Genomic DNA, 22,387 nt, shown 5'->3' on the forward strand with positions numbered 1-22,387 from the left:
AGGCACCCATGCGCACCTTGTCCAACGAAACCTTCCAGAACCGCAGCGCACCGCCCACGGCCTATGAGAGCCTGCTGGGCGACAGCATCGAACGCGCCTTCGCCGCAGGTATCCACGACCTCGAACGCCTGGTGGCCTTCCTGAACGAAGGCGGCCCGTCCGGCCCCAACGGTCAACCGTGGACGGCCGCGACCTACTGCGATGAAATGGCCCGTCTGGGCGCCTGAACCGGGAGACACACACATGAACACCATCGCCATCAACGCCCAACTCGACCCTGTGGACCATGCCTTGGAGCGGGGCTTGAAAGACCTGTGGTTCCCGGTGCTGCCTTCAGCGCACGTGAAAGAGAACCCCGTGTCCATCCGCCGCCTGGGCTACAAAATCGCCCTGTGGCGCGACCAGGCCGGCACACTGCACGCGCTGGAAGACCACTGCCCACACCGGGGTGCGCCGCTGTCCATGGGCGTCATCCTGGGCGACCGCATTGCCTGCCCCTACCACGGTGTGGAGGTTCGCGAAGACGGCACCGTCACCCGCGTGCCGGGCAGCCCCGGCTGCAAGCTGGAAGGCTCCAAGGCCACGCGGCGTTTCCACGTCACCGAGTCCAACGGTGCCATCTTCCTGTTCAACGCCACCGACCCGCACCTGCCCTCGCCACCGCCGCTGGTGTTGCCGGAAGAACTGACGTCGCCGGAGTGGTCCAGTTTCCTGTGCTACGTGGAATGGGGTTGCGACTACCGCTACGTCATCGACAACGTGATGGACCCCATGCACGGGGCTTACCTGCACAAGCAGTCGCACACCATGAGCGAGGGCGAGATCAGCGCCGAGTTCCAGGTGCGCGATGTGCCCACGGGTTTCATCTTCGAGAAGAAGGGCCAGCGCGACGTCAACTTCGACTGGACCGAGTGGCGCGAGAGTGGCCACATCCACACCATGCACCTGGAAATTCCCTACCCCAAGACAGGTGGCCCGGGCGGCAACTTCGCCATCGTGGGCGCCTTTGCCCCGGCTGAGAAAAACGTGAGCGAGGTCTTCTTCTGGCGCTGCCGCAAGGTGCAGGGCTGGCAGCGCGACACCTGGCGTTTCCTCTACAAAAACCGGCTGGAGCAACGCCATTGGAACGTGCTGGAGCAGGACCGCGTGGCCGTGGAGGCCATGGAGCCCGACGCCAACCACCGCGAGTTCCTGTACGCGCACGACACCGGCATCGTGCGCCTGCGCCGCCGGCTCAAAAGCCTGGCCCAGGCGCAGCTTCAGGCCGGCAGCGGCAAAGCGCTCTGACGGGGCAACAGCGACTGCCGAACGAACGCCAGAAAGTCCTGGATGGGCAGGGCCGCGGCAAACAGATAACCCTGGCCGGTGTCCACCCCCATGCCGGCCAGGGTGTCGCGCTGTGCTTCGGTTTCCACGCCTTCGGCCACAAAACGGGCGTCGTAGTGGCGGGCGGTGTCCAGCGCGATCTGTATGGCCGACTTCATGCGCGGCACGTCGATCATGGCCACCATGTGCTGGTCGATCTTGACCTCGGCAAACGGGTGGTGGGCCAACACGCTCAGGCCCGAGTAGCCCGATCCAAAATCGTCCAGCGACATGGCGATGCCACAGGCGTGGAGGGTGCGCAGGTTGGTTTTGACCGACGCCACATCGGGCAGCGGGCTCGATTCGGTCAGCTCCATGGTGAGTGTGCTGGGCGGCAGGTGCGCGTCGTGCAGCAGGGCCTGCACCCGCTCGGCAAAACCCGGGGTGGACAAGGACGCGCCCGAGATGTTGACCGACAGGCTCAGCCCGGGTGATTCCTGCCAGCAACGCTGGGCATCGCGCACCACGGCCACCACGGTGCTCCACTCCAGCGCGGGCAACAGGCGATGGCGGGCCGCCACGGCCAGCACGTGCGAGGGCGAGATGGGGGTGCCGTCAATCGGCGCAGGGCGCAACAAGGCTTCGGCGCCTTTGACCTGCAGCGTGGCGAGGTGGCATTTGGGTTGGTAGGCCATGGGCGGCTGGCCGGTGTCTATCCATTGCAGCACCTGTGACAGCACCACCGAATCCAGCGCCGCCTGCTGCGCAAAACCCCGGTGGAAAAAGTGCACCGGCTCGCCCAGGTCGATGCGCTGTTGCAGCAGCAGACTGGCGTCGCGCATGGCTTCGGCGGCGGTGGTGTGGTCGGTGCTGTGCAGCGGCGTCACGGTCAGCCGCAGCTGCGGCTGGTGCGGCTGGTTGCCCGCCCCGCGCCAGATCAGATGCAGGTTGTGGTGCAGCGCCTGGGCCAGCTCCTTGTGCTCCACCTCCTGGCTGGACACGCCATGCAACACCACGGCCAGCGCGGTGTCGGTGAACTGGAACACCCGGGGCCGGCAGGTCGACAAGGTGTGTGGCAACGCGGCGCCGTTCATGTGGGCGGCCACCTCGCGCCACATGCTGTCGGCCCAACTGTGGCCCTGCGCGAGCAGCATCTCCACGTAGTTGGCCGACTCCAGCAGCACCAGGGTGTGGGGCCGTGCGGGTGTTTCGGCAAACAGCGCTTGCAGGTGGTCGAGCATGGCGCGGCGGTTGGGCAGGCCGGTGAGCGGGTGCAATTGGCCTCGGTCGCGCTCGCGTTGCAACAGTATGTGGTGCTGGGCATCAAGCCGGAACAGGGTGTAGAGCCCGGCAAGCAACGCCAACGCAGGCAAGGCACCGAACACGCGCAGCGCGGTTACCTGGTAGACGAGCGACGTGGGCAGCCAGCCCAGCAGGGCAATGACCCCCACCGACAACAAGCCCGTGGCCACACGCACCAGCCACACCAGCAGCAGATGGTGCCATCGGAGTTCCAGCACCGAACGGTTTCGCACCACCCAGTGGGCCATCAGGCCACTGGCAAAAAACAGCGTCAGGTCCAGGGTCGCGGCGGGCATCTGGGCGCTGCCACCAAATTGCCACCGCGCCAGCACCAACGGCACAAACGCGATGCCACCACCGCGCCAGCCCCCCAGCAGGCAGGCCAGAAACAACAGGTCGTTGCGGATGTAGGGTTTGGAAGGCGACTGGATGAACTCAGCCACCAGCAGGGTGAGCAGGTAGCCGGCGACGCCCAGGACCGCGCCGTACACGTACTGGGTGCGCTGGGCCGGGGCGGGCGCAGCGCGGTAGGCAATAAGCACCAAGCCGACGATACCCAGAATGGCCGTGTACTGCAGCAGCACCAACGGCATATTGGCCAGCTCTTTGGCGCCGGCATTGACCCACAGTGTCCACACATCTTCCCCCTTGACTGGCGCAGGATGGCCGGTTTCTGTGAATCATTTTAAAGTGATTATTGTGATATCAATTTGCCGCGAAATTGACTTTCACCCGTGAAACAAAAAAAGCCCCGGACGCGAGCCCGGGGCAATGACCTTGGAGAAACGGGATCAGAACGCGGTCTGGAAGCCGATGTTCAGGCCGGTTTGTGACGCACCGGCCACGGGGCTGCTGCCCGGTGAACCACCGCTGAGCGCCACGGCCGAGGCCTTGTTGTTCTTGATGTGGCCCACTTGCGCAAACACGTTGGTGCGCTTGGAGAAGGCGTAGGTGGCGCGCAAGGCCATCAGGGTGGCGTTGTAGTCGCTGGCGTTTTTGTAGCGCAGCGTGACCACCTGGCCCGACAGCGTCAGCGTGGGCGACACCGGCATGGACGCACCCAGGTGCCACAGGTCGCTGTCGGGGGTGGTTTGTCCGGGGCAGTTGGTGCCGGTCGGGCTGGGGCCGGCGTTCACGCTGTCGCGCCCGAAGCTGTAGGTGGCGCCCCGCCTGAAAGCCGTTGCCAAAGTTCTTGCGCCAGGGCCGCTTGGTTGCAGGGCAGCGCGGCGGCACAGGCGATCAGTTGTGGTTTCGTGGCGGGGAGTCTCCAGTGGTTGGGGGAATTCAGTCCGCGCGGATCTTGAGTTCGCGGGCCAGGCTACCGTAGCGCTGGTGGTCAGCCTTCACGAAGTCGGCCAGGCGTGCGGGCGTGCCGCCCAGCACTTCGAGGCCGGCGCCGGTGAAGCGCTCGCGCACGTCGGGCAGCTTGAGGGCTTCGTTGATTTCCATGTTCAGGCGGGTGATGGCCGCAGCGGGTGTGCCAGCGGGCGCGAACACGCCGTACCAGGCGGCCACTTCCACGCCCTTGACGCCTTGTTCGGTGGCGGTGGGCACCTGGGGCAGCAGGGCGGAGCGTTCGTCTTCCACCACCGCCAGCGGCACCAGCTTGCCGGCCTTGATGTGGGGCAATGCGCCGCCCAGGGCCACGAACAGCAGTTGCACCTCGCCGGCCAGCGCCGCGTTCAACGACGGCGCCACACCACGGTAGGGCACGTGCAGCAGGTTCAGGCTGGTCGACTTCTTGAACATCTCGCCCGCAAAGTGCATGGGCGAACCGTTGCCTGGGCTGCCGTAGGTCATGTCCACCTTCGTGCGGGCCAGGGCGCTGAGTTCGGCCAGGTTCTTGACGCTCAGTGTCGGGTGCGCAACCAGTGCAAGCGGGGTGGTGGCCGGCGCGACCACGGGCACCAGGTCTTTCTGCACATCGAGGTTGCCGACCGCACTCGCCGCCAACACGTGGGGTGAAATGGCCAGCGTGTTGGGCGTGAGCAGCAGGGTGTGGCCATCGGGGGTGGCGCGCGCCACCGTGCCGGCACCCAACAGCGCGCCAGCACCGGGCTTGTTCTCCACCACCACGGCCTGACCGAGTTTGGGGGCCAGCTTTTCGGCCAGCACGCGCGCCGCCACATCGGGGCCACCACCGGCCGGGAAGGGCACGACGATGGTGAGCGTTTTGCTGGGAAAACTCTGGGCCATGCCCAGGGTGGGCCAGACACAGGCGGCCAGCGTGGCCGCGATCAGCGCGCGTTTGTGGGGGTGTTTCATTGGGTCTCCAAAGGTTGTTGATGTGGGGTGTGGTGTGCTCACAAGGGTGTGCGCCAGGCGTCGTAGCCGTAGACCCAGTCGGCGTTGCCGGGGCCTTTCATCCACTGGTTGCCGCGCGAGCCGATCTGGATCTTGGCGGTCCGCTCCTTGCGCGCGCTCTCGTAGCGTTGCAGCGCTTGCTGGGCCTCGGCGCGGGTCGCCACGCCGGCCAGCGCCCTGCCCAGCACCACGGCGTCCTCAATCGCCATGCCCGCACCCTGCGCCATGAAGGGCAGCATGGGGTGGCAGGCATCGCCGAGCAGCGTGACCGTGCCCACCGACCACTGCGGCAGTGGCTCGCGTTCGTACAGCGCGCTCTTGAGCGTGCTGTCGCAGGCGTCGAGCAAGGCGCGCGCATCGGGGTGGAAGTTTTTGTAGAAACCGCGCAGCTCGTTCACGTCGCCTTCGCTGGTCCACGATTCCTCGGTCCAGCTCTCCTGGCCGGTGGTGGCGAAGATGAAGGTGTCTTTGCCCTGGTTGAGCGGGAAGGTGACGATCTGGCTCTGTGGGTTGGGCCCCCACCACTTGGTGAAGGCCTCGATTTCCGGCACTTGTTTGACGCGTTCGGTGGGCACCACCGAGCGGAAGGACACCACGCCGGTGAAGCGTGGGTGTTCTTCGCCAAACAGCGCGGTGCGCACACGGGAGTGGATGCCGTCGGCGCCCACCACCACATCGAAGCTGGCCTGGTCGCCGTCTTCGAATTGCAGTGTCACGCCATCGCTGTTGTGCGTCAGGCTGCGGATGCGCTTGCCGAATTGGATCTGGGCCATCGGAAACTGCTCGGCCAGCGCGTTGATGATGTCCGAACGGTGGATGGTGACCTGCGGCGCGCCGTACTGCTGCTCGGCCACGTCGCTCATGCCCAGGCGCGAGGTTTCCCGGCCCGTGTCCCAGTCGCGGCTGATGCGGAAGGTGGGGCGGGCACCGCGCTCGCGGATGGCAGCCCCGGCGCCCAGGCCGTCGATGGCGCGCACCACGTTGGGCGTGAGGTTGATGTCGGCCCCCACCTTCGAGAAGCCCTTGGCTTGCTCAAAGACGGTGACGTCGTGGCCTTGCTGGCGCAGCGCGATGGCGGCGGCCAATCCACCCACACCGCCTCCGGCGATTCCGATTTTCAATGTGCCCATGTGGCCTCCTGGCTTTACGATGGGGGTGATTGTTCAAGCGTGGCCCGCTGCGCTCAACCGCCGCAACGCCGTGATTGGGCACGATTCGTCCAGCCCGTTTCACCCACTAGACGCCCGATTCCTGAATGGATGTTTTGAGCGAAATCCTGGCCATCTGCCGCGCCGAACGCGCGGTGACGGCGCGCTTCCATTTGTTCGCGCCCTGGGGCCTGCGCTCCGACGGTGTGGCGGGCAGCGCCATCATTCGCATGGCCCGTGGTGCGCCTTGGTGGATAGAGGTGGCAGGCCGGGCGCCTGTGTGTGTGGCACCGGGTGACCTGGTGATGCTGCCGCTGGGCGCGCCGCACCGCATGGGTTCGGCCCCCGACGTGCCGGCCGTGCCATTTGCGGAACTGCTGGCGCAGCGCACACCCGGCGCCCGCGACGAGGCGCCGCTCACCCTGCGCCACGGCGGTGGTGGCGAAGCCTGCGAGATGTTCAGTGCACTGTTGTGGTTCTCCGCCTACTGCCGGCATTCGGTGCTGCGCATCCTGCCCCCGCTCATCCATGTGCGCGCCAGCGAGTTGCCCATGGCCGGCAGCCTGGCCGGCACCATGGAGGCGCTGGTCACCGAAACCCTGGCCCAGCGCCCGGGCTGGCGGCTATCGGCCAGCCGAATGGGCGAGCTGCTGCTGGTCAACATCCTGCGCGAGCACCTGCTGCGCGCCGTGGGTTCCAGCGATGCCGGCTGGTGGCGTGCGCTGTCCGACCCCGCCATCGCACGCGCCATCACCCACATGCACCGTGACCCCGCGCGCGCCTGGACGGTGGAGGCACTTGCGCGCGAGGCAGCCATGTCGCGCTCGCGGTTCAGCGAGCGTTTCAAGGCCCTGGTGGGTGACACCCCCATGGGCTACCTGGGGGCGCACCGCATGGCGCTGGCGGCCGAACAGCTGGAGGCTGGGCGCCTGCCGCTGGCGCAGGTGGTGCAGGACGCGGGTTACGATTCCGACAAGGTGTTCGCGCGTGCTTTCCGGCGCTGGGCCGGCCTGTCGCCCACGGCCTATGCCAAACGCGAGCTGGCGCGGCGCGCGGCCATGGGGAACCCGACCTCCGTGCCAGCCGACGCCTGAGGCTCAGGCCAGGCGATCAGCCATCTGCCGCAGGCGGCCGTACCAGGCGTTGTCCGGGTCGCGCAGTTGCGTGTGGGTTTGAAAGTGGTCCAGGCCGGGCCACTCGGTTAAGGAGGCCGGTGCCGCCTGGGTTTGCAACAGGGGCAAGATGCGGCGGTTGCCACGCTGCACCCGGGGGCTGTCGTGTTGGCCAAAGCCCAGGTCAAACGACACGCGGTTGCCGCTGCCCCAGCACAGGGGGCTGAAGACGCCATCCTGCTGCGGGTCCAGCCCACGCAGCACGGTGGTGTAGACCCGCTCTTCCAGGCTGCCAGGCGCGGGTTGTGGGTCGTGCAGGTCCATGATGCCGCTGATGGGCAGGCAGCCACCCACCAGATCGGGTGCGATGCCCCAGCGCGGCCAAAGCGTGTGGCGCAATGCGGTGAGCGCCGCGAGGTGTCCGCCCGCTGAGTGGCCACCCAACAGCAGCCGGCGCGGGGCACCGCCCCAGGTGGGCAGCGTGTGTTGCAGGTGGGGCAACAGGGCCAGGGCGTCGTCAGGTGCGGCGGGGAAAGGGCATTCGGTGACCAGGCGGTAGCTCGGTGCCACCAGCACCAGCCCCAGCGCCGTCACATGGGGCGCCATGAAACGCACCCAATCGCGGTAGCCGTTGGTCCAGCCACCGCCGTGCCAGAACACCAGCACCGGTGCGGCCTGTGCACCGGCAGGTGCGTACACGTCAAAACGCTGCAGACGGTGTGACCCATAGGCCTGGTCCAGCGTGGCCACCACCCTTGCCGGCAGCGGCTCGCGCGACCACGCCATCACGGTGCGTGCGTAGTCCACCGCCGCCGGAAACGGCAAAGGCATCTGCGAATCGGGATCGTCCGCGAGCGATAGCGTGAGTTCAGTCATGGAGGCGCAACAAGCGAGGTGTCTGATCCCAGTGCACCCGTGGAGCCGGCTCTGCCGGTCCACTGGGTGCGCCCCCTCGAGGGGGGATTCGAGTTACACGAAGTGAGCGAGAAACGGGGGTGGGCCCGTCAATCCGCCATGATCCCCGTTTCCTTGATGACCTTGCCATAGCGGGTGTTGTGCTCCACCACCACCTTGGCCAGCGCATCGGGTGCGCCACCGGCCGGGATCAGGGCCAGGGTCTTCATGCGGTCCAGCACATCGGGCATCTTCAGGATTTCATTGAAGTGGCCGTTGAGGGTGCGCACGATGTCGGCGGGCAGACCTTTGGGGCCGACAAAACCTTGCCAGGCACCCACTTCGGCGTCTTTCACGCCACCTTCGGCAAAGGTGGGCACGTTGGGTTGCAGCGGCGAGCGCTTGGGGTCGGCCACACCGATGTTGGTCAGGCGGCCGTTGCTGATGTACTGCTGCACCGGACCCAGCGTGGTGTAGAAGGCCGGCACCTGACCCGACACCAGGTCGATCACGGCCGGGCCGCTGCCACGGTAGGGAATCTGTTGCAGCTTCACGCCTGCGGCCTTGTTGAACATTTCGCCCAGGATGTGCATGGGCGAACCGCTGCCGGGGCTGGCGTAGGCCTGCACCTTGCCCGACTTGGCCGCGGCCACAAAGTCCTTCAGGTTGGTGAGACCGGTGCTCGAATTGACCACCAGGAACAGCGACTGCGTGCCGGCCAGGATGATGGGGGTGAAGTCGTTGACCGGGTCGTACACGGCGCCGGTGCCCGGCTTGAGCACCAGGGGTGCGGTCGCCATGGTGTTGGGCGTGAACAGCAAGGTGTAGCCATCGGGGTTGGCCTTGGCCACAAAGGCGTTGCCGATGGTGCCGCTGGCGCCGGTTTTGTTTTCCACCACCACGGGCTGGCCGACGCGGGTCGAGAGCTTCTCGGCAAACACGCGGGCCAGGGCGTCGGTGTCGCCGCCTGGCGGGAAGGACACGATGATGCTGATGGGCTTGCTGGGGTAGGCCTGGGCCAGCGCGGCCCCCGAACCCAGGGCCAGGGTGGTGGCTGCGGCGGCAGCCACGAGCAGTTTGCGACGGACGTTCATGGAAAGCTCCTACGAAGGGTTGAGGGCGGGGTGAAAAAAATGGGGCGTTCTGGCTTCAGAAAACGCCGGTGAACGAGCCACCGTCGAGCAGCAGGTTCTGCCCGTTGATGTAGCCGGCGTGGGCGCTGCACAAAAAGGCGCAGGTGTGGCCCAGCTCGCTGGGTTGACCAAAACGGTGGGCCGGGTGTTTGGCCAGGCGCGCGGCCTTGACGTCTTCCACACTTTTGCCTTCGCGCTGGGCCTGGGCCACAAAGTTGCCGGCCAGGCGCGCGGTGTCGAAGGTGCCGGGCAGGATGTTGTTGATGGTCACGCCCTTGGCCACTGTGGTGCGCGCCAGGCCCGAGACAAAACCGGTCAGGCCGCTGCGCGCGCCGGTGGACAGGCCCAGGCCATCGACCGGCGACTTGACCGCGCTGGAGGTGATGTTGACGATGCGGCCCCAGCCGCGCGCCATCATGCCGTCCACGGTGGCTTTGATGAGTTCGATGGGCGCGAGCATGTTGGCGTCGATGGCGGCATGCCAGGTGTCGCGGTTCCATTGGCGGAAATCGCCCGGCGGTGGGCCGCCGGCGTTGGTGACGACGATGTCGAAGTCCGGGTGCTGCGTGAAAATGCGCGCACGGCCGACGTCGGTGGTCACATCGGCGGTTACCCAGTCTGCGCGGCCTGGGCCGGTGGCGTTGAGGCGTTCCGCCGCGTCCACCAAGGGCCCTTCCGTGCGCGCCACGATGACCACGTGCGCACCCGCCTGCACCAGCGCCTGGGCGCATGCGAAACCCAGCCCGGCGCTGGCGCCGCAGACCAGGGCTCTTTTGCCTTGAATGCCGAGATCCATTGCGTTATTCCATCGTGATGTTGCGGGCCTTGATGACCTTGGCCCAGCGCGCGGTCTCGTCGCGGATGTGGGCACCAAAAGCGCCGGTTTGCAGGTTCCACTCAGCCATGCCCTGGGCCTTGAACTGCTCGCGCACGGCGGGCTGCGCCAGGATGTCCTGCGCGTCGCGGGCGAGTTGCTCGGCCACGTCGGCGGGTGTGCCGGCCGGTGCCAGCAGCCCGTACCACGAGGGCACAACGATGCCGGGCACACCGGCCTCGGCCATGGTGGGGATGTCGGGTGCGCTGGGCGTGCGTGTGCTGTCGGTCACGGCCAGCGCCACCAGCTTGCCGCTCTTGAGGTGGGGCAACACGGTGGGCAGGTTGCTGAACATCAGCGGCACCGTGCCACCCAACACGTCGTTGAGCGCGGGCGGTGTGCCCTTGTAGGCCACGTGCAGCATCTCGACCTTGGCCTGGTCCTTGAACAGTTCGCCCGCGAGGTGCAGGCCACTGCCGATACCGGGCGACGCGTAGGACAGGCTGTCGGGCTTCGCCTTGGCCGCCTTGATCAGATCGGCCACGGTCTTGAGGCCGGTGCCGGGGTGTGTCACCAGCACGTTGGGCGTCTTGGCCAGCATGGCCACCGGCACAAAGTCCTTGTCCACGTTGAACGGGAACTTTGGCATCAGCGTGGGGTTGATGGTCAGGTTGCCGGCGGGGATGACCAGCAGGGTGTGGCCATCGGGCTTGGCCTTTTTCACCTTGTCCATGCCGATGTTGCCGGCCGCACCCGGTGCGTTGTCCACCAGCGCCACCTGGGCGTAACGTTTGCCCAGGCCATCGGCCAGGATGCGCGCCAGCGTGTCGATGGGGCCACCGGGCGGGAAGGGCGCGACCAGGGTGAACTTGTCGGCGGCCAGGGCTTTTTCGGCGGCGGTCTGTGCGAACGCGGGTGCGCTCAGGGCCAGTGTCGCGGCCAGGGTCAGCAAATGACGGCGTTGCATGGTTCAGGTCCTCAGGAAAATGCCCAGGGATTGGGCTGCTCGTTGAGGCCGAAGTAAAAGCTCTTCTGGCTGGTGTATTCCAGAATGCCCAGTCGGCCCTTCTCCTGGCCGTAGCCGCTCATCTTCACGCCGCTGAAGGGTGTGCTGATGGAGAACACCTTGTAGGTGTTGACCCACACGGTGCCGGTCTGCAGCGCGCGGCCGATGCGCCAGGCGTTCTTGAAGTCGCGTGTCCAGATGCCCGAGGCCAAGCCGAACATGTTGTCGTTGCACTGGGCGATCAGGTCGTCCTCGTCCTTCCAGGGCAGCAGGGCCAGCACCGGGCCAAAAATCTCTTCCTGGCACATGCGGGCGCTGTTGGGCAGGCCTTCAAAAATGGTGGGCAGGTAGTAGCTGCCGCCATCGAAGTAGCCGCCGGTGGGTCGCTCGCCGCCACACAACACGGTGCCGCCTTCGTCGCGGCCCAGTTGCACGTACTTCTCGACCGAGGCGCGGTGGCCCAGGTTGACCAGCGGGCCCATTTGTGTGTCTTCGCGCGAGGGGTCGCCCACGCGCAGCTTCTTCACGCCTTCGAGCAGGCGGCGCTTGAACTCGTCGTACAGGCTTTCGTGCACAAAGGCGCGCGAGCCGGCGATGCACGATTCGCCCGAGGAGCTGAAGATGCCGTACAACACACCGGCCACGGCGTGGTCGAGGTCGGCATCGGGCATCACGATGGTGGGCGACTTGCCGCCCAACTCCAGCGAGGTCGGCATCAGCTTCTCGGCCGCCAGGCGCTGGATGCCCATGCCCACGGTGGTGCCGCCGGTGAAAGCGATGCGTTTGATCAGCGGGTGTTTGACCAGCGCGTCACCGACGATGGAGCCCTTGCCGGGCAACACGCTGACGATGCCGTCGGGCACGCCGGCCTGCTGGCAGATCTTGGCCAGTTCCAGCGCCATGCGCGGCGTGATCTCGGCCGGCTTGAACACCATGGCGCAGCCGGCGGCCAGGGCAGGGGCAAGTTTCTGCGCTTCGCTGGCGATGGGGCTGTTCCAGGGCGTGATGGCACCGACGACGCCCAGCGGCTCGTTGATGCTCATGCTCACGAAGTCACCGCGCGAGGGCGTGATGGTGTCTTCCCAAGTTTCGGCGGCGGCGCCGAAGAACTGGAAAGTGCCGGCGGCGCTGGCCACCAAGGCACGGCATTCCTTGATGGGTTTGCCGTTGTCCAGGCGCTGCAGTTGCGCCAGTTCTTCGGCGCGCTCGCGGATGCCGGTGGCGATGCGGTAGAGGATGCCAGCGCGTTCGTGGTGCTTGAGCTTGGCCCAGGCCGGTTGGTGGCGTGCCTTTTCAGCGGCTTGAACGGCCTCGTCCACATCGGCGGCGTTGGCGGCGTTCAGGCGCGCGACGGTGCTGCCGTCGTGTGGGTATTCGGTGGTGTACTCGGGGCCAGAGGCGTCGCGCCACTGGCCGGCGATGAAGCTTTTGAGTTGTTCGGTCATGGAGAGGGTGCCTTTCTCAGATGGAGACACGGCCGTGCGCCAATGTCATAGCCGGGGGCACCGCAGATCCGGCTTTGCCGGTCTGCCAGTGCCGCCCCCTTGAGGGGGTGACGCGAAGCGGCGCAGGGGTGGGCTTCATATCGTCACCGCGCCCACGCGGTTGTGCAGGAAACGCAGCGCCGACAGAACGGTGAGCGCCGAGGTCTTGGGGTTGTCGGGCAGGGGCTTGCCACGCATGGTGATCTGCATTTCGCCAAAGGCGCCGCGCACATCGATGTGGTGGATGTTTTCGGTCACGGTCGGGTCGGCGATCAGTCGCACCTGGGTGTGGTCCAGGCCCAGGCCGGCCAGCGACACGGTGGCGGCCACGTTGGCGTTTTTGGGGTACAGGCGAGCAGCTTCGCGCGCCGTGTTTTCCAGGATCACCGTGGGCTCGCTGAGGGTGTCGAGGTTCACGACGTCTTCAGCCGGCGTGCCACGCCAGCCAGTGGGCGGCTTGCGGCCGGTGTAGGTGACGCTGTCCAGGCCGGCGATGCGGGCGGCCGCGATGGCGTCCACACCGCCGATGGCGCCCGACAGCAGGTGCACCTGCGTGCTCCCTTGCGCCGCCGCTTCGGCCAGTTGCTCGGGCAGGCCGGGTTCGCTCAAAGCGCCGATGGACAACACCGCGCATTCGGTGCCACGGGCCAGGGCCGGCAGCACGTGTTCGGTCAGGGCCTGGTGGCCCGCGCATTCCACGACGAGGTCGGTGTCCACAGGCACGGCCGAGACCACCTGGGCGTCGCCCGCGTGTTCGCGTGCGGCGGCCGCGTGTTCGGGGGGCACCACGATGTGGGTGATGCGCAGGCCTGGCACACCGGCCATCCGCTGGAACAGCGTGCGGCCGATGGCACCGAAGCCGATCAGGGTGACGTTCTGCATGGTCAGTCTTTCTTCTTGGGCGGGCCGGCAAACTTCACGGCAAACGGGCCCCACGCGTCCATGTCGATTTCCAGCACGGCCGGGCCCTTGATGGCCAGGGCCTCGCGCAGCGTGTCAGCGGTGTTGGCCGGATCGCTCACCTTGAAGTGCGGCACCTGCAGGCTGGCGCAGAACTGGGCGAAGTTGGGCGTGTGCAGCTCCACGTAGGCGTGGCGGCTGCCGTAGATGTCGTCCTGGATGTTCTTGATCACACCGTAGCGGCTGTCGTTCATGACGATGAACAACACGTCGGCCTTCTCTTGTGCGGCGCAGGCGAGTTCACCCACGTTGAGCATGAAGCCACCGTCGCCACACAGCGACAGCGTCTTGCGGCCCAGCTGGTGTTCGGCGTTCGCCACCGCCACGCCCACGCCCATGGCCAGGCCCTGGCCGATGCCACCGCCCAGGGCGTGCACGCCGGCGCGGGGGTGGTTGAGCACCGGCGCGCGGTTGCCCCACATGCTGTTCGAGAGCGTGATGTCGCGCACCCACCAGATGTTCTGGCCGGCCACTTCGCCGATGGTGTTCTTGAGCTTGACGTAGGCGCCCAGCGTGCTGTCCACCAAGGCGGCTGCGGCTTGGCGTGCGGCTTGCACGTCGGCGGCGAGCTGGGGGTCGATGGACATACGGCCTTCCAGGCGATCTGCCAGCGCGTTCAGGGTCAGCGTGGCGTCGCCATGCACGAACAGCTCGGTCTCGTAGCCCCGGTTTTCCACCAAGGTGTTGGCGTCGATGCGGAAACGGCGCGTGGGCAGCTTGAGCTTGTAGTTCAGCGTCTCGTTGCTGCGCAGGCGGGTGCCCACGGCCAGCATGGCATCCACCGTTTCGTAGAACTGCTCGGCCGGCTTTTGCAGGTTGTAGCTGCCCAGGGTCTGCGGGTGGTCCTCATTCACGATGCCACGGCCTTGCACCGAGGTCACCACCGCAAAACCCAGCTTCACGAAACGGGCCACGGCTTCGGTGGCGCCGCGTGCGCCACCGCCCAGCCACAGCAGCGGGCGCTTGGCCTGGGCCAGGCGCTCGGCCAGCAGGTCCACCGCCGCCAGGTTGGGCTGAACGGGCGCCACGGCGACGGGCGAGATGTCGGCCGGCAAGTCCAGCGTCATCTTTTGCACGTCGATGGGGATCTCGATGCTGACCGGGCCACAAGGGGGCGTTTGTGCCAGGCGCACGGCTTCGCGCAGCGTGGCCAGGGCGGTCTCGGGGTTGCGGATGCGGAAGGCGTCCTTGCCGACGGCCTTGAGCATGGCCAGCTGCGCCGGGTGCTCGTGGATGTAGCCCAGGTCGCGGTCCAAGAAGGGCGACTCGATCTGGCCCGTCAGGTGCAGCATGGGGGTGCCGGCGGTGATCGCCTCGACCATGGCGCCAGCGGCGTTGCCACAGCCGGTGCCGGTGCTGGTCACGCACACGCCCAGCGTGCCGCTGACGCGGGCGTAGCTGTCGGCCATGTTGCAGGCGCCGGCTTCGCCCCGCGCCGACACGAAGCGGATCTTTTGGCGCACGTGGAACGCGTCCAGGATGGGCATGTTGTGGATGGAGATCACGCCGAAGGCGGCGCGCACGCCACATTGCTCCAGGAAGCGGACGGCGAGTTCACCCACGGTGATGCGGGTGGTGGCGGTGGTTTGGGTGGTGGGGCTCATGCTCGGGCTCAGGCGGCTTTTTTGTCGTGGGGTTTGTTCAGCCACTGGCCGCGGTGCGGGGTGTGGCTGATGCGTTCGGTGAGTTGGGCGGCGGCGTCGCGGACCTGGTTGATCAGCACATCCAGTTCGCCTTCCTGCACGCGTTGTGCCGGCACGGTAATGCTGACGCAGGCGACCACTTCATTGCGGTCGTTGAACACAGGCGCGGCGATGGTGGAAATCCCGGTTTCAAACCCACCCTGGCTGACGGCGTAGCCGCGCGCGCGGTCTTCGTCGATCAAGCCCTTGAGCTGGGCCAGCGTGGTGGGCGTGCGGGCGGTGTAGGCGGGCAGCGGCTCCTCGGGGTAGAGGTGGCGCAGGCTGTTGAGGTCGAGATCGGACAGCAGCAGGCGGCCCAGCACCGTGGCGTGGGCGGGCAGGCGCGCGCCGACCTGGATCGAGTGGAACATCGCGCTGCGGCCGGCGGCCTTGGCCACGAACACCACGTCGCGGTTGTCGCGCACCACCACGTGGGCCGAGTAGCCGCACAGGTCGCGCAGGTCTTCGATGACGGGTCGGCCGTGTTCGGTCAGCTCCATCGAGGCGAGGTATTCAAAACCCAGGCGCAGCACCGACAGGCCCAGCTTGTAGCTGGCGCCGTCGCCCACACGCTCCACAAAGCCGCCCTGCTCCAGGGTTTGCAGCATGCGGAACACCGAGGCGCGGGGCAGGTCGAGCCGGCGCGAGAGTTCGGCGCCCGTGAGTTCGCGCTCGTCGCGGTTGAAGCTCATCAGCAACTGCAGGCCACGTGCCAGCGCGGGCACGGTGTAGCGGTCTTCGCCCTTGCCGTCGGTGGTGTCTTCGTTTTTGGGGTCGCTCATGGGGTGTCTCCTGCGGCGTTGGCGTTCAAAGGCCCAGCAACTGGTTCACGCGCTCGGCCGCTTCCAGGGCACACACATGGCCCACCGGCCCGAGGTCAACCCAGGCCAGGTTCTTGCGGTGCGCCACGTCGGCGCAGGCGGCGGGCGGGGTGATGGTGTCGGCACTGCCGCTGGCCACGATGAGGGGCACCGACACGCGGGCCAGGTCGGCGTCGAGCCGGCCGGTGGACAACATGCGCGAAGCCTGGGTGTAGCCGGCCGGGTCGATCTGGGCCATGGTGTCGCGCACCAGGTCCACCATCTCGGGTGTGGCGTCGGGCGAGAGCATGGCAGCGGCACGCGCGTTGGCCATGCCTTGTGGACCCAGCTTCTGCAGCGTGGCCAGGCGACCGCTGAGCTTGGCTTCGCGTTCGACCTCATCGGCATCGCCGTAGCCGCGTGCGGGCGCCAGCAGCACCAGCTCGGCCACACGCTGTGGCTGTTGCACGGCGGCGGCGGCGGCCATCAGCGCGCCCAGCGAATGGCCCACCAGGGTGATGGGTTGGTGCTGGTCCATCGCGTCCATCCATTGCCACAGGCGGCGTGCGTAGTCGGTTGCGTGGGGGTGGATGGCCGAGAGCGGTGCGCTGCGGCCATAACCGGGCGCGTCCCAGGCCAGCACCCGCACATCGGTGCGGGGTTCGGCGGCCTGCAACTGGCGCACCCAGCTGCCCGAGCCGGAGCCGATGCCGTGCAGCAGCAGGTGGGTCACGCGGGCGGCGCGCCCCGCCTGGCGGTACTGCACCACCTCGTCTGGGCGCAGCGCCAGGGCGGTGGGGAAGTGCTGCAGCGCGGCGTGGGGCGACAGATGGGCCATGGTCGGTCTCGTGCGACGGGTGCAGTGGCTCAGCGCTTGATCTTGGCCAGGGGCGAATCGGGCGGGTAGACCGGGGTGATGGGCTTGGGCGAGCCCAGCATCACGCACATCAGCGCGTCTTCCTCGCCGGTGTTGTGCTCTTCGCGGTACACGCCGGGCGGCACCGAGATCAGGTCACGTTCGCCCAGGGTGGCTTCCCACTTCTGGCCGTCCTTTTCGCAGATGACCTTCATCTGGCCGCGCAACACGAAGAAGATTTCTTCCACGTCGTGGTGGATGTGCGAAGGGCCGATGTTGCCGGCCGGGATGACCATGGTGGAGAACGTGAAGTGGCCGGCGGGCACGGTGTTGACGTCGCTGTTGACGCCGGTGCCACCGGTGCCCACGTAGCGCATCTGGGCGCGGCGGTACTTGGGGTCGTAGTCGGCCTGGAACTTCAAGGCGTCCCAGTCGTAGCGGCGGCTGGCGCGGCGGGCCACGCGGCTTTCCATCCACTGCTCAAAGCTCTGGCCGCTCTTCTGCATCATGCCGGCCTGGATTTCGGCTTCCGGCGGGATGTTGGCGTCCAGCAGGCCACGTTCGTTGAATTGGGGCGCGTTGGCGGCCAACACGTCGTTCTTGATGGGTGCGTTCATGGTGGGTTTCTCCTTCAGTTCATGACAAAGCCGCCGTTGACGGGCAGCAGTTGGCCGGTGATGTAGCCTGCCCCGCGCGAGAGCAGAAACAAGGCTGTGGCGTTCAGGTCGTCAGGCACCTGCGCGCGGCTGATGGCGCGGCCCTGGGCGTAGTACTCATGGCGCGCCTGGGGCACGTATTCGGTGGCCTCGACCAGCGTGAGGCCGGGGGCGATGGCGTTGACGGTGATGCCCTCGGGGCCCAGTTCGCGCGCCAGTGACCGCGTCATGGACACGACCGCGCCCTTGCTCGCCACATAGGCCAGCAGGCGCGGCGCGCCCCACAGGGCGGTGTCGGAGGCCAGGTTGACCACGCGGCCACTGCCGCTGGCGGCCAGGAAAGGGCGCGCGGCGGCGGTCACCAGCCAGGTGCCACGCACGTTGACGTCCATCACGCGGTCCCAGGTGTCCACGGTGATGTCGTTCATGTCTTTGCCGCCGGAGTTGGTGATGGCGGCGTTGTTGATCAGGCCGTCCAGCCCGCCCAGCGCGGCGGCGGCGGCGGCCACCCCCTCACTGATCGCTTGCGGGTCCATCAAGTCCATGGGCACGTAGGGCATGGCCAGCTCGGCGGCCAGGGCCTGGCCGCGTTCGTGCAACACGTCGCTGATGGCCACGCGGGCACCCGAAGCGACCAGCGCCCGTGCAAAACTCTCGCCCAGGCCTCGTGCGGAACCGGTGACCAGCACACGGCGACCTTCCAATCGAATTTCAGCGTTCATGTTGGCGTTGGTTGTTTCATTAAAGAAACGATGATTCATTACGGAATCAATGGTACGCGCAACTGGGGCCGGTGGCGCAATTCCGAGTGATTTGAAGGGCTATTGAGGCACGGCAAGGTGCCACCCTCGCCATCGCGGAGGGCGGAGACGCCCGCAAGGGGCGCGCCTTATTTGCCGATGCAGAACTGGGAAAAGATGACGCCCAGCAGGTCGTCGGCGCCGAATTCACCGGTGATGGTGTTGAGCGCGTTTTGCGCCAGGCGCAGTTCTTCGGCCAGCAAATCGAGCGCGGGCACCCGGGCATCAATCTGGGCGCTGGCCTGTTGCAGGTGGTCGTCCACCTCGCGCAGCGCGCGCAGGTGGCGCTCGCGGGCGATGAACACACCCTCGGGCGCGGATTGCCAGCCGGCGATGCGTAGCAATTCGGCCCTCAGCTCGGCCAAGCCGGTGCCGGCCTTGGCCGAGATGCGCAGGCCCACACCTGGTGCTGCGGTCTGCGCAGCGTCGGCCTTGTTCCAGAGGTGGATGACGGGCAGGTGGCCAGGCAGGCGCTGGGCCAGGGCGGCGTCGGCGCTGGCGTAGGCGGGCTGGTCGTGTCGGGTCAGGTCGTGCAGGAACAGCACCGCATCGGCCGCCTCGATCTGGCCCCAGGCCCGTTCGATGCCGATTTTTTCCACCACGTCCACCTCGGGCAGGCTGGTGTCGCGCAGGCCGGCGGTGTCGACCACGTGCAGGGGCACACCGTCGATTTGTATGGTCTGGCTCACCACGTCGCGGGTGGTGCCGGCGATGGGGGTGACGATGGCCAGTTCGGCGCCGGCCAGGGCATTGAGCAGCGAACTTTTGCCCGCGTTGGGCTGGCCGGCGATCACCACCTTGATGCCCTCGCGCAGCAGCGCACCCTGGTGGGCACGCGCCAGCACGGCGGCCAGTTGGGTTTGCAGGCGGGTGAGCTGGCCACGCGCGTCGGCCTGCTGCAGAAAGTCGATGTCTTCCTCGGGAAAGTCCAGCGTCGCCTCCACCAGCATGCGCAGGTGGATCAGTGCGTCGCGCAGACCGTGTATCTCTTTGGAGAAAGCGCCTGAGAGCGAGCGCCCGGCACTGCGCGCGGCCGCCTCGGTGCTGGCGTCGATCAGGTCGGCAATCGCTTCGGCCTGCGCCAGGTCGATCTTGTGGTTGAGGAAGGCGCGCTGGGTGAACTCGCCGGGCTCGGCCAGGCGCAGGTGGGGCAGGCGGGCGGGGGGGCCTTCGGCCGCCGCCTCCAGGCAACGGGCCAGCAGCAGCTGCAACACCACCGGCCCGCCGTGGGCCTGCAACTCCAGCACGTCTTCGCCGGTGTAGGAATGGGGCGAAGGAAAAAACAGGGCCAGCCCCTGGTCGATGGCCTCGCCGTGGGCATCGCGAAACGGCAGGTAAGTGGCTTCACGCGCCTTCAGTGCGCGTCCACAGATGGCTTCGACCAACGGCGCCAAGCCTTTGCCCGACACCCGCACGATGCCCACCGCGCCCCGCCCGGGGGCGGTGGCGATGGCGGCAATTGGATCATCGTGGCGGGAGAGCATAGGTGGGCCGCAGTGTATCGGGCCGCGTGATCGCGCCTATCGGCCGGCGCGAAGTGCCCGAACCGGGTGGGCGCCGTGGATCCGGCTCTGCCGGTCCAGTGGCGCCGTCCCCCCTCCCAGGGGGGAAGCCGCGCAGCGGCGCAGGGGGGTTACTTCTTGCTCCAGGGGAGATTGAACTGGAACGGCACACCCATGCTGTGGTTGATGTAGGCCTGTTGTGCGATGGTCAACACGTTGTTGGTGATCCAGTACAACACCAGACCGGCCGGGAAGAAGAAGAACATGACCGAGAAGATCAGCGGCATGTACCACATCAGCTTGGCCTGCATCGGGTCCGGCGGCGTGGGGTTGAGCGCGGTCTGCACCACGGTGGTCAGTGCCATCACAAACGGCAGGATGTAGAACGGATCGGGTGTGGACAGGTCCACGATCCAGCCCACCCAGGGTGCGTTGCGCATTTCAACGCTGGACAGCAGCACCCAGTACAGCGCGATGAACACCGGGATCTGGACCATGATGGGGAAGCAGCCGCCCAGCGGGTTGACCTTCTCCTCACGGTAGATCTTCATCATTTCCTGCTGCATCTGCTGCGGGTTGCTCTTGAGGCGTTCGCGCATTTCCATGATGCGTGGGTTGATCGCCTTCATCTTGGCCATGCTGCGGTAAGCGGTGGCGTTGAGCCAGTAGAACGCGGCCTTGATCAACACCACCAGCAGCACGATGGCCCAACCCCAGTTGCCCACAAAACCGTGGATTTTTTCCAGCAGCCAGTACAGCGGCTTGGCGAGGATGGTGAGCCAGCCGTAGTCCTTGACCAGCTCGAGACCAGGGGCCATGCGTTCCAGCAGCTTTTCGTCTTGGGGGCCCAGGAACAGGCGTGCGTCGAAGGCACCGCTGGCGCCCGGCGCCACCGTGGCCATCGGCGTGATGGCCCCCGTGCGGTAGCGATGGGTTTGGTTGACGGTGACGCGGTCCACGTAGTTGTCGCGGCTGCCGTCGGCCAGCAGCCAGGCGCTGGCAAAGTAGTGCTGCACCATGGCCACGTAGCCGTCACTGGCGCTCTTCTCGAAAGTGGCTTTGCCCTTGTCGATGTCGGTGAATTCGACCTTCTGGTACTTGGCCGTGCTGCTGTAGACCACGGGGCCGGTGAAGGTGGAGTAGAACGGCGTGGCGCTGCCGGCAATGCTGCCATCACGCACCAGTTGCAGGTAGAGCTGGGGCTCGATGGCGGCAGCACCCTGGTTGATCACCTCGTGGCGCACGGCGATGTCGTAGGCGCCGCGTTGAAGGGTGTAGGTCTTGACCAGCTTGAGCCCGCCCAGCACCGGTGACTCGAAACGCAGTTCGAGGCGGTCCTGCCCATCGGCCAGCGTGGTGGCCGGTGTGGTCAGTGTCATCGGGGTGGTGTGGTTGGGCACACCGTTGCCCACCAGGCCCGACTGCGCGGCATAGTTCTTGTCGGTTTCCAGCAGCACCAGCGGCTCAACCGGCTGGCCTTTCGGCGGCGGCGTGCGCGCGTCATGTTTGAGCAATTCGGCGCGCACAACGGCCGCGCCCTGGCTGTCGATCACCAGCTTCAGCACGTCGGTGCTGATGGTGTGCAGGGTGCGGGGCGCGGCCGCTGCCGGCACCGCATCGACGTTGGCCGGAGCACCTGCGGCGCTGGTCGCGGGTACGCTGCCATCGGCTGCCTTGGGGGTCGCGGCTGGGCTGTCGGTCGTTTTGGCAGTGCTGCTGGCCGGCGCAGGCGTCGGGAAAAACGTCGCTTTGTTGCCGTTGTAGACCTGCCATTGGTCCCAGAGCAGGACCATGGAGAAACCAAACACCACCCACAGGATGGATCGACGGATGTCATTCATGACGAGTGCTTCTCGTGAGGTTGACCCAGCAGCCGCGAAAACAGCGCGGGCGGGTGTTCGGGAATCGGGTCATGGCCACCCTGGCACCAGGGTTGGCAACGTGCGAGCCGGCGCAGGGTCAGGTAGCTGCCGGCCAATGCGCCATGTCGCTCCAGGGCTTGCAGCGAATAGACCGAGCAGGTGGGCTCGAAGCGGCAGGACGAACCCAGCCAGGGGCTCAGCAACAATCGGTAGCCGCGCACCAAGGCCATCAGGCTGCGCTTGGGCCAGTCACGCATGGCTGCGCTCCAACAGGCGGCTGTACAACTGCTGCAACTCGCTGCGCACGGCGGCCTTCAAAGCGTCGGACGTGGCGCTGACAAACTGCTTGCGGTCAAAGCCGCTGCGCAGGCGCACCACCAGCGCCGCACGCGGCAGCACCAACAGGCGCTCTTGCGCCAAGGCGTAAATCTGCCGCTTGACCATGTTGCGGGTGACGGCCCGCTTGGCCCAGCGCTTGGGAATGACCACACCCACCCAAGGGCCAGCGCCCGCAAACAGCGGACGCGACAAAACACCTGCTTGGGCGGCGTCGCCCGCAGGTGCCGGTGCGGCTGCAGGCGCTGCCGTCAGGTGCAGCGCGAAATGTGCGGTTTTGACCACGGGCGGACCCGCCATCACCCACTGGAACTGGGCGCGGTGCTCGATGTGCTGCAAGCGTTGGCGGGTGCCGTTGGCGCCCAAGGCGCCAGACGCCGCATTGACTGCAGCCCGAGGCAACGAACCCGTCGCGGGATCGGCCAAGCCGA

At 67.0% G+C, this 22,387-nt stretch carries 22 protein-coding genes; 3 read left to right on the forward strand and 19 right to left on the reverse strand.

Translation table 11 applies throughout. From position 1 onward, the window contains the following. Positions 1-8: 8 nt before the first annotated feature. Complete coding sequence (locus ACFQU0_RS07920; RefSeq protein ID WP_382199630.1) at positions 9-227, forward strand: recombinase-like helix-turn-helix domain-containing protein; 219 nt, start codon at positions 9-11, stop codon at positions 225-227. Positions 228-243: 16 nt separating this feature from the next. Continuing rightward, on the forward strand, positions 244-1,287 hold the full coding sequence (locus tag ACFQU0_RS07925; RefSeq protein WP_382199631.1) for a Rieske 2Fe-2S domain-containing protein: 1,044 nt from the start codon (positions 244-246) through the stop codon (positions 1,285-1,287). Here the strand turns inward: ACFQU0_RS07925 and ACFQU0_RS07930 are convergent. The 4 genes from ACFQU0_RS07930 to ACFQU0_RS07945 form a co-directional block, all read right to left on the reverse strand. Next, positions 1,260-3,245 carry an EAL domain-containing protein gene (locus ACFQU0_RS07930; protein WP_382199632.1) on the reverse strand — a complete coding sequence of 662 codons (1,986 nt, stop codon included), beginning with the start codon at positions 3,243-3,245 and terminating at the stop codon, positions 1,260-1,262. The two genes, ACFQU0_RS07925 and ACFQU0_RS07930, sit on opposite strands and share 28 nt — an antisense overlap. A 153-nt stretch (positions 3,246-3,398) precedes the next feature. Continuing rightward, positions 3,399-3,794, reverse strand: a complete 396-nt coding sequence (locus ACFQU0_RS07935) for a porin (protein ID WP_382199633.1) — start codon at positions 3,792-3,794, stop codon at positions 3,399-3,401. Positions 3,795-3,891: 97 nt separating this feature from the next. Beyond that, a complete protein-coding gene (locus ACFQU0_RS07940; protein ID WP_382199634.1) occupies positions 3,892-4,872 on the reverse strand; it encodes a Bug family tripartite tricarboxylate transporter substrate binding protein in 981 nt (326 codons plus the stop codon). A 38-nt stretch (positions 4,873-4,910) separates the two neighbouring features. After that, complete coding sequence (locus ACFQU0_RS07945; protein ID WP_382199635.1) at positions 4,911-6,041, reverse strand: FAD-dependent monooxygenase; 1,131 nt, start codon at positions 6,039-6,041, stop codon at positions 4,911-4,913. A gap of 125 nt (positions 6,042-6,166) precedes the next feature. Here ACFQU0_RS07945 and ACFQU0_RS07950 point away from each other — a divergent pair, with 125 nt between their 5' ends. Beyond that, positions 6,167-7,153, forward strand: a complete 987-nt coding sequence (locus ACFQU0_RS07950) for an AraC family transcriptional regulator (RefSeq protein WP_382199636.1) — start codon at positions 6,167-6,169, stop codon at positions 7,151-7,153. A gap of 3 nt (positions 7,154-7,156) precedes the next feature. Here the strand turns inward: ACFQU0_RS07950 and ACFQU0_RS07955 are convergent, their stop codons facing one another. The 15 genes from ACFQU0_RS07955 to ACFQU0_RS08025 form a co-directional block, all read right to left on the reverse strand. After that, the gene (locus tag ACFQU0_RS07955; RefSeq protein WP_382199637.1) at positions 7,157-8,047 is read right to left on the reverse strand and encodes an alpha/beta hydrolase; all 891 of its coding nucleotides are present in this window, start codon (positions 8,045-8,047) and stop codon (positions 7,157-7,159) included. Positions 8,048-8,175: 128 nt separating this feature from the next. Beyond that, positions 8,176-9,159, reverse strand: a complete 984-nt coding sequence (locus tag ACFQU0_RS07960; protein ID WP_382199638.1) for a Bug family tripartite tricarboxylate transporter substrate binding protein — start codon at positions 9,157-9,159, stop codon at positions 8,176-8,178. Between the two features lie 55 nt (positions 9,160-9,214). Continuing rightward, positions 9,215-9,994, reverse strand: a complete 780-nt coding sequence (locus ACFQU0_RS07965; RefSeq protein WP_382199639.1) for an SDR family oxidoreductase — start codon at positions 9,992-9,994, stop codon at positions 9,215-9,217. Between the two features lie 4 nt (positions 9,995-9,998). Continuing rightward, a complete protein-coding gene (locus ACFQU0_RS07970; protein WP_382199640.1) occupies positions 9,999-10,979 on the reverse strand; it encodes a tripartite tricarboxylate transporter substrate binding protein in 981 nt (326 codons plus the stop codon). An 11-nt stretch (positions 10,980-10,990) separates the two neighbouring features. Next, positions 10,991-12,463 (reverse strand): aldehyde dehydrogenase, encoded by a 1,473-nt coding sequence (locus tag ACFQU0_RS07975; RefSeq protein ID WP_382199641.1) that lies wholly within the window; start codon positions 12,461-12,463, stop codon positions 10,991-10,993. Positions 12,464-12,598: 135 nt separating this feature from the next. After that, on the reverse strand, positions 12,599-13,384 hold the full coding sequence (locus ACFQU0_RS07980) for an aspartate dehydrogenase (protein ID WP_382199642.1): 786 nt from the start codon (positions 13,382-13,384) through the stop codon (positions 12,599-12,601). A gap of 2 nt (positions 13,385-13,386) precedes the next feature. Beyond that, positions 13,387-15,066 (reverse strand): thiamine pyrophosphate-binding protein, encoded by a 1,680-nt coding sequence (locus ACFQU0_RS07985; protein WP_382199643.1) that lies wholly within the window; start codon positions 15,064-15,066, stop codon positions 13,387-13,389. Positions 15,067-15,074: 8 nt separating this feature from the next. Next, on the reverse strand, positions 15,075-15,926 hold the full coding sequence (locus ACFQU0_RS07990; protein ID WP_382199644.1) for an IclR family transcriptional regulator: 852 nt from the start codon (positions 15,924-15,926) through the stop codon (positions 15,075-15,077). A 25-nt stretch (positions 15,927-15,951) separates the two neighbouring features. Next, positions 15,952-16,782 carry an alpha/beta fold hydrolase gene (locus ACFQU0_RS07995; RefSeq protein WP_382199645.1) on the reverse strand — a complete coding sequence of 277 codons (831 nt, stop codon included), beginning with the start codon at positions 16,780-16,782 and terminating at the stop codon, positions 15,952-15,954. 29 nt (positions 16,783-16,811) lie between these two features. Next, the gene (locus ACFQU0_RS08000; RefSeq protein ID WP_382199665.1) at positions 16,812-17,309 is read right to left on the reverse strand and encodes a cupin domain-containing protein; all 498 of its coding nucleotides are present in this window, start codon (positions 17,307-17,309) and stop codon (positions 16,812-16,814) included. 122 nt (positions 17,310-17,431) lie between these two features. Further along, on the reverse strand, positions 17,432-18,178 hold the full coding sequence (locus ACFQU0_RS08005; RefSeq protein ID WP_382199646.1) for an SDR family oxidoreductase: 747 nt from the start codon (positions 18,176-18,178) through the stop codon (positions 17,432-17,434). A gap of 167 nt (positions 18,179-18,345) precedes the next feature. Continuing rightward, positions 18,346-19,740: a tRNA uridine-5-carboxymethylaminomethyl(34) synthesis GTPase MnmE gene (gene mnmE / locus ACFQU0_RS08010; protein WP_382199647.1), complete on the reverse strand. Its 1,395-nt coding sequence runs from the start codon at positions 19,738-19,740 to the stop codon at positions 18,346-18,348. A gap of 149 nt (positions 19,741-19,889) precedes the next feature. After that, complete coding sequence (yidC, locus tag ACFQU0_RS08015; RefSeq protein ID WP_382199648.1) at positions 19,890-21,599, reverse strand: membrane protein insertase YidC; 1,710 nt, start codon at positions 21,597-21,599, stop codon at positions 19,890-19,892. Then, positions 21,596-21,877, reverse strand: a complete 282-nt coding sequence (gene yidD, locus ACFQU0_RS08020) for a membrane protein insertion efficiency factor YidD (protein ID WP_382199649.1) — start codon at positions 21,875-21,877, stop codon at positions 21,596-21,598. The genes yidC and yidD overlap by 4 nt, the downstream gene beginning before the upstream one ends. After that, on the reverse strand, positions 21,870-22,295 hold the full coding sequence (locus ACFQU0_RS08025; RefSeq protein ID WP_382199666.1) for a ribonuclease P protein component: 426 nt from the start codon (positions 22,293-22,295) through the stop codon (positions 21,870-21,872). The genes yidD and ACFQU0_RS08025 overlap by 8 nt, the downstream gene beginning before the upstream one ends. Between the last annotated feature and the right edge of the window lie 92 nt (positions 22,296-22,387).

This window comes from Hydrogenophaga defluvii, from assembly GCF_042665235.1.
Classification (GTDB): Bacteria; Pseudomonadota; Gammaproteobacteria; order Burkholderiales; family Burkholderiaceae_C; genus Hydrogenophaga; species Hydrogenophaga defluvii_A.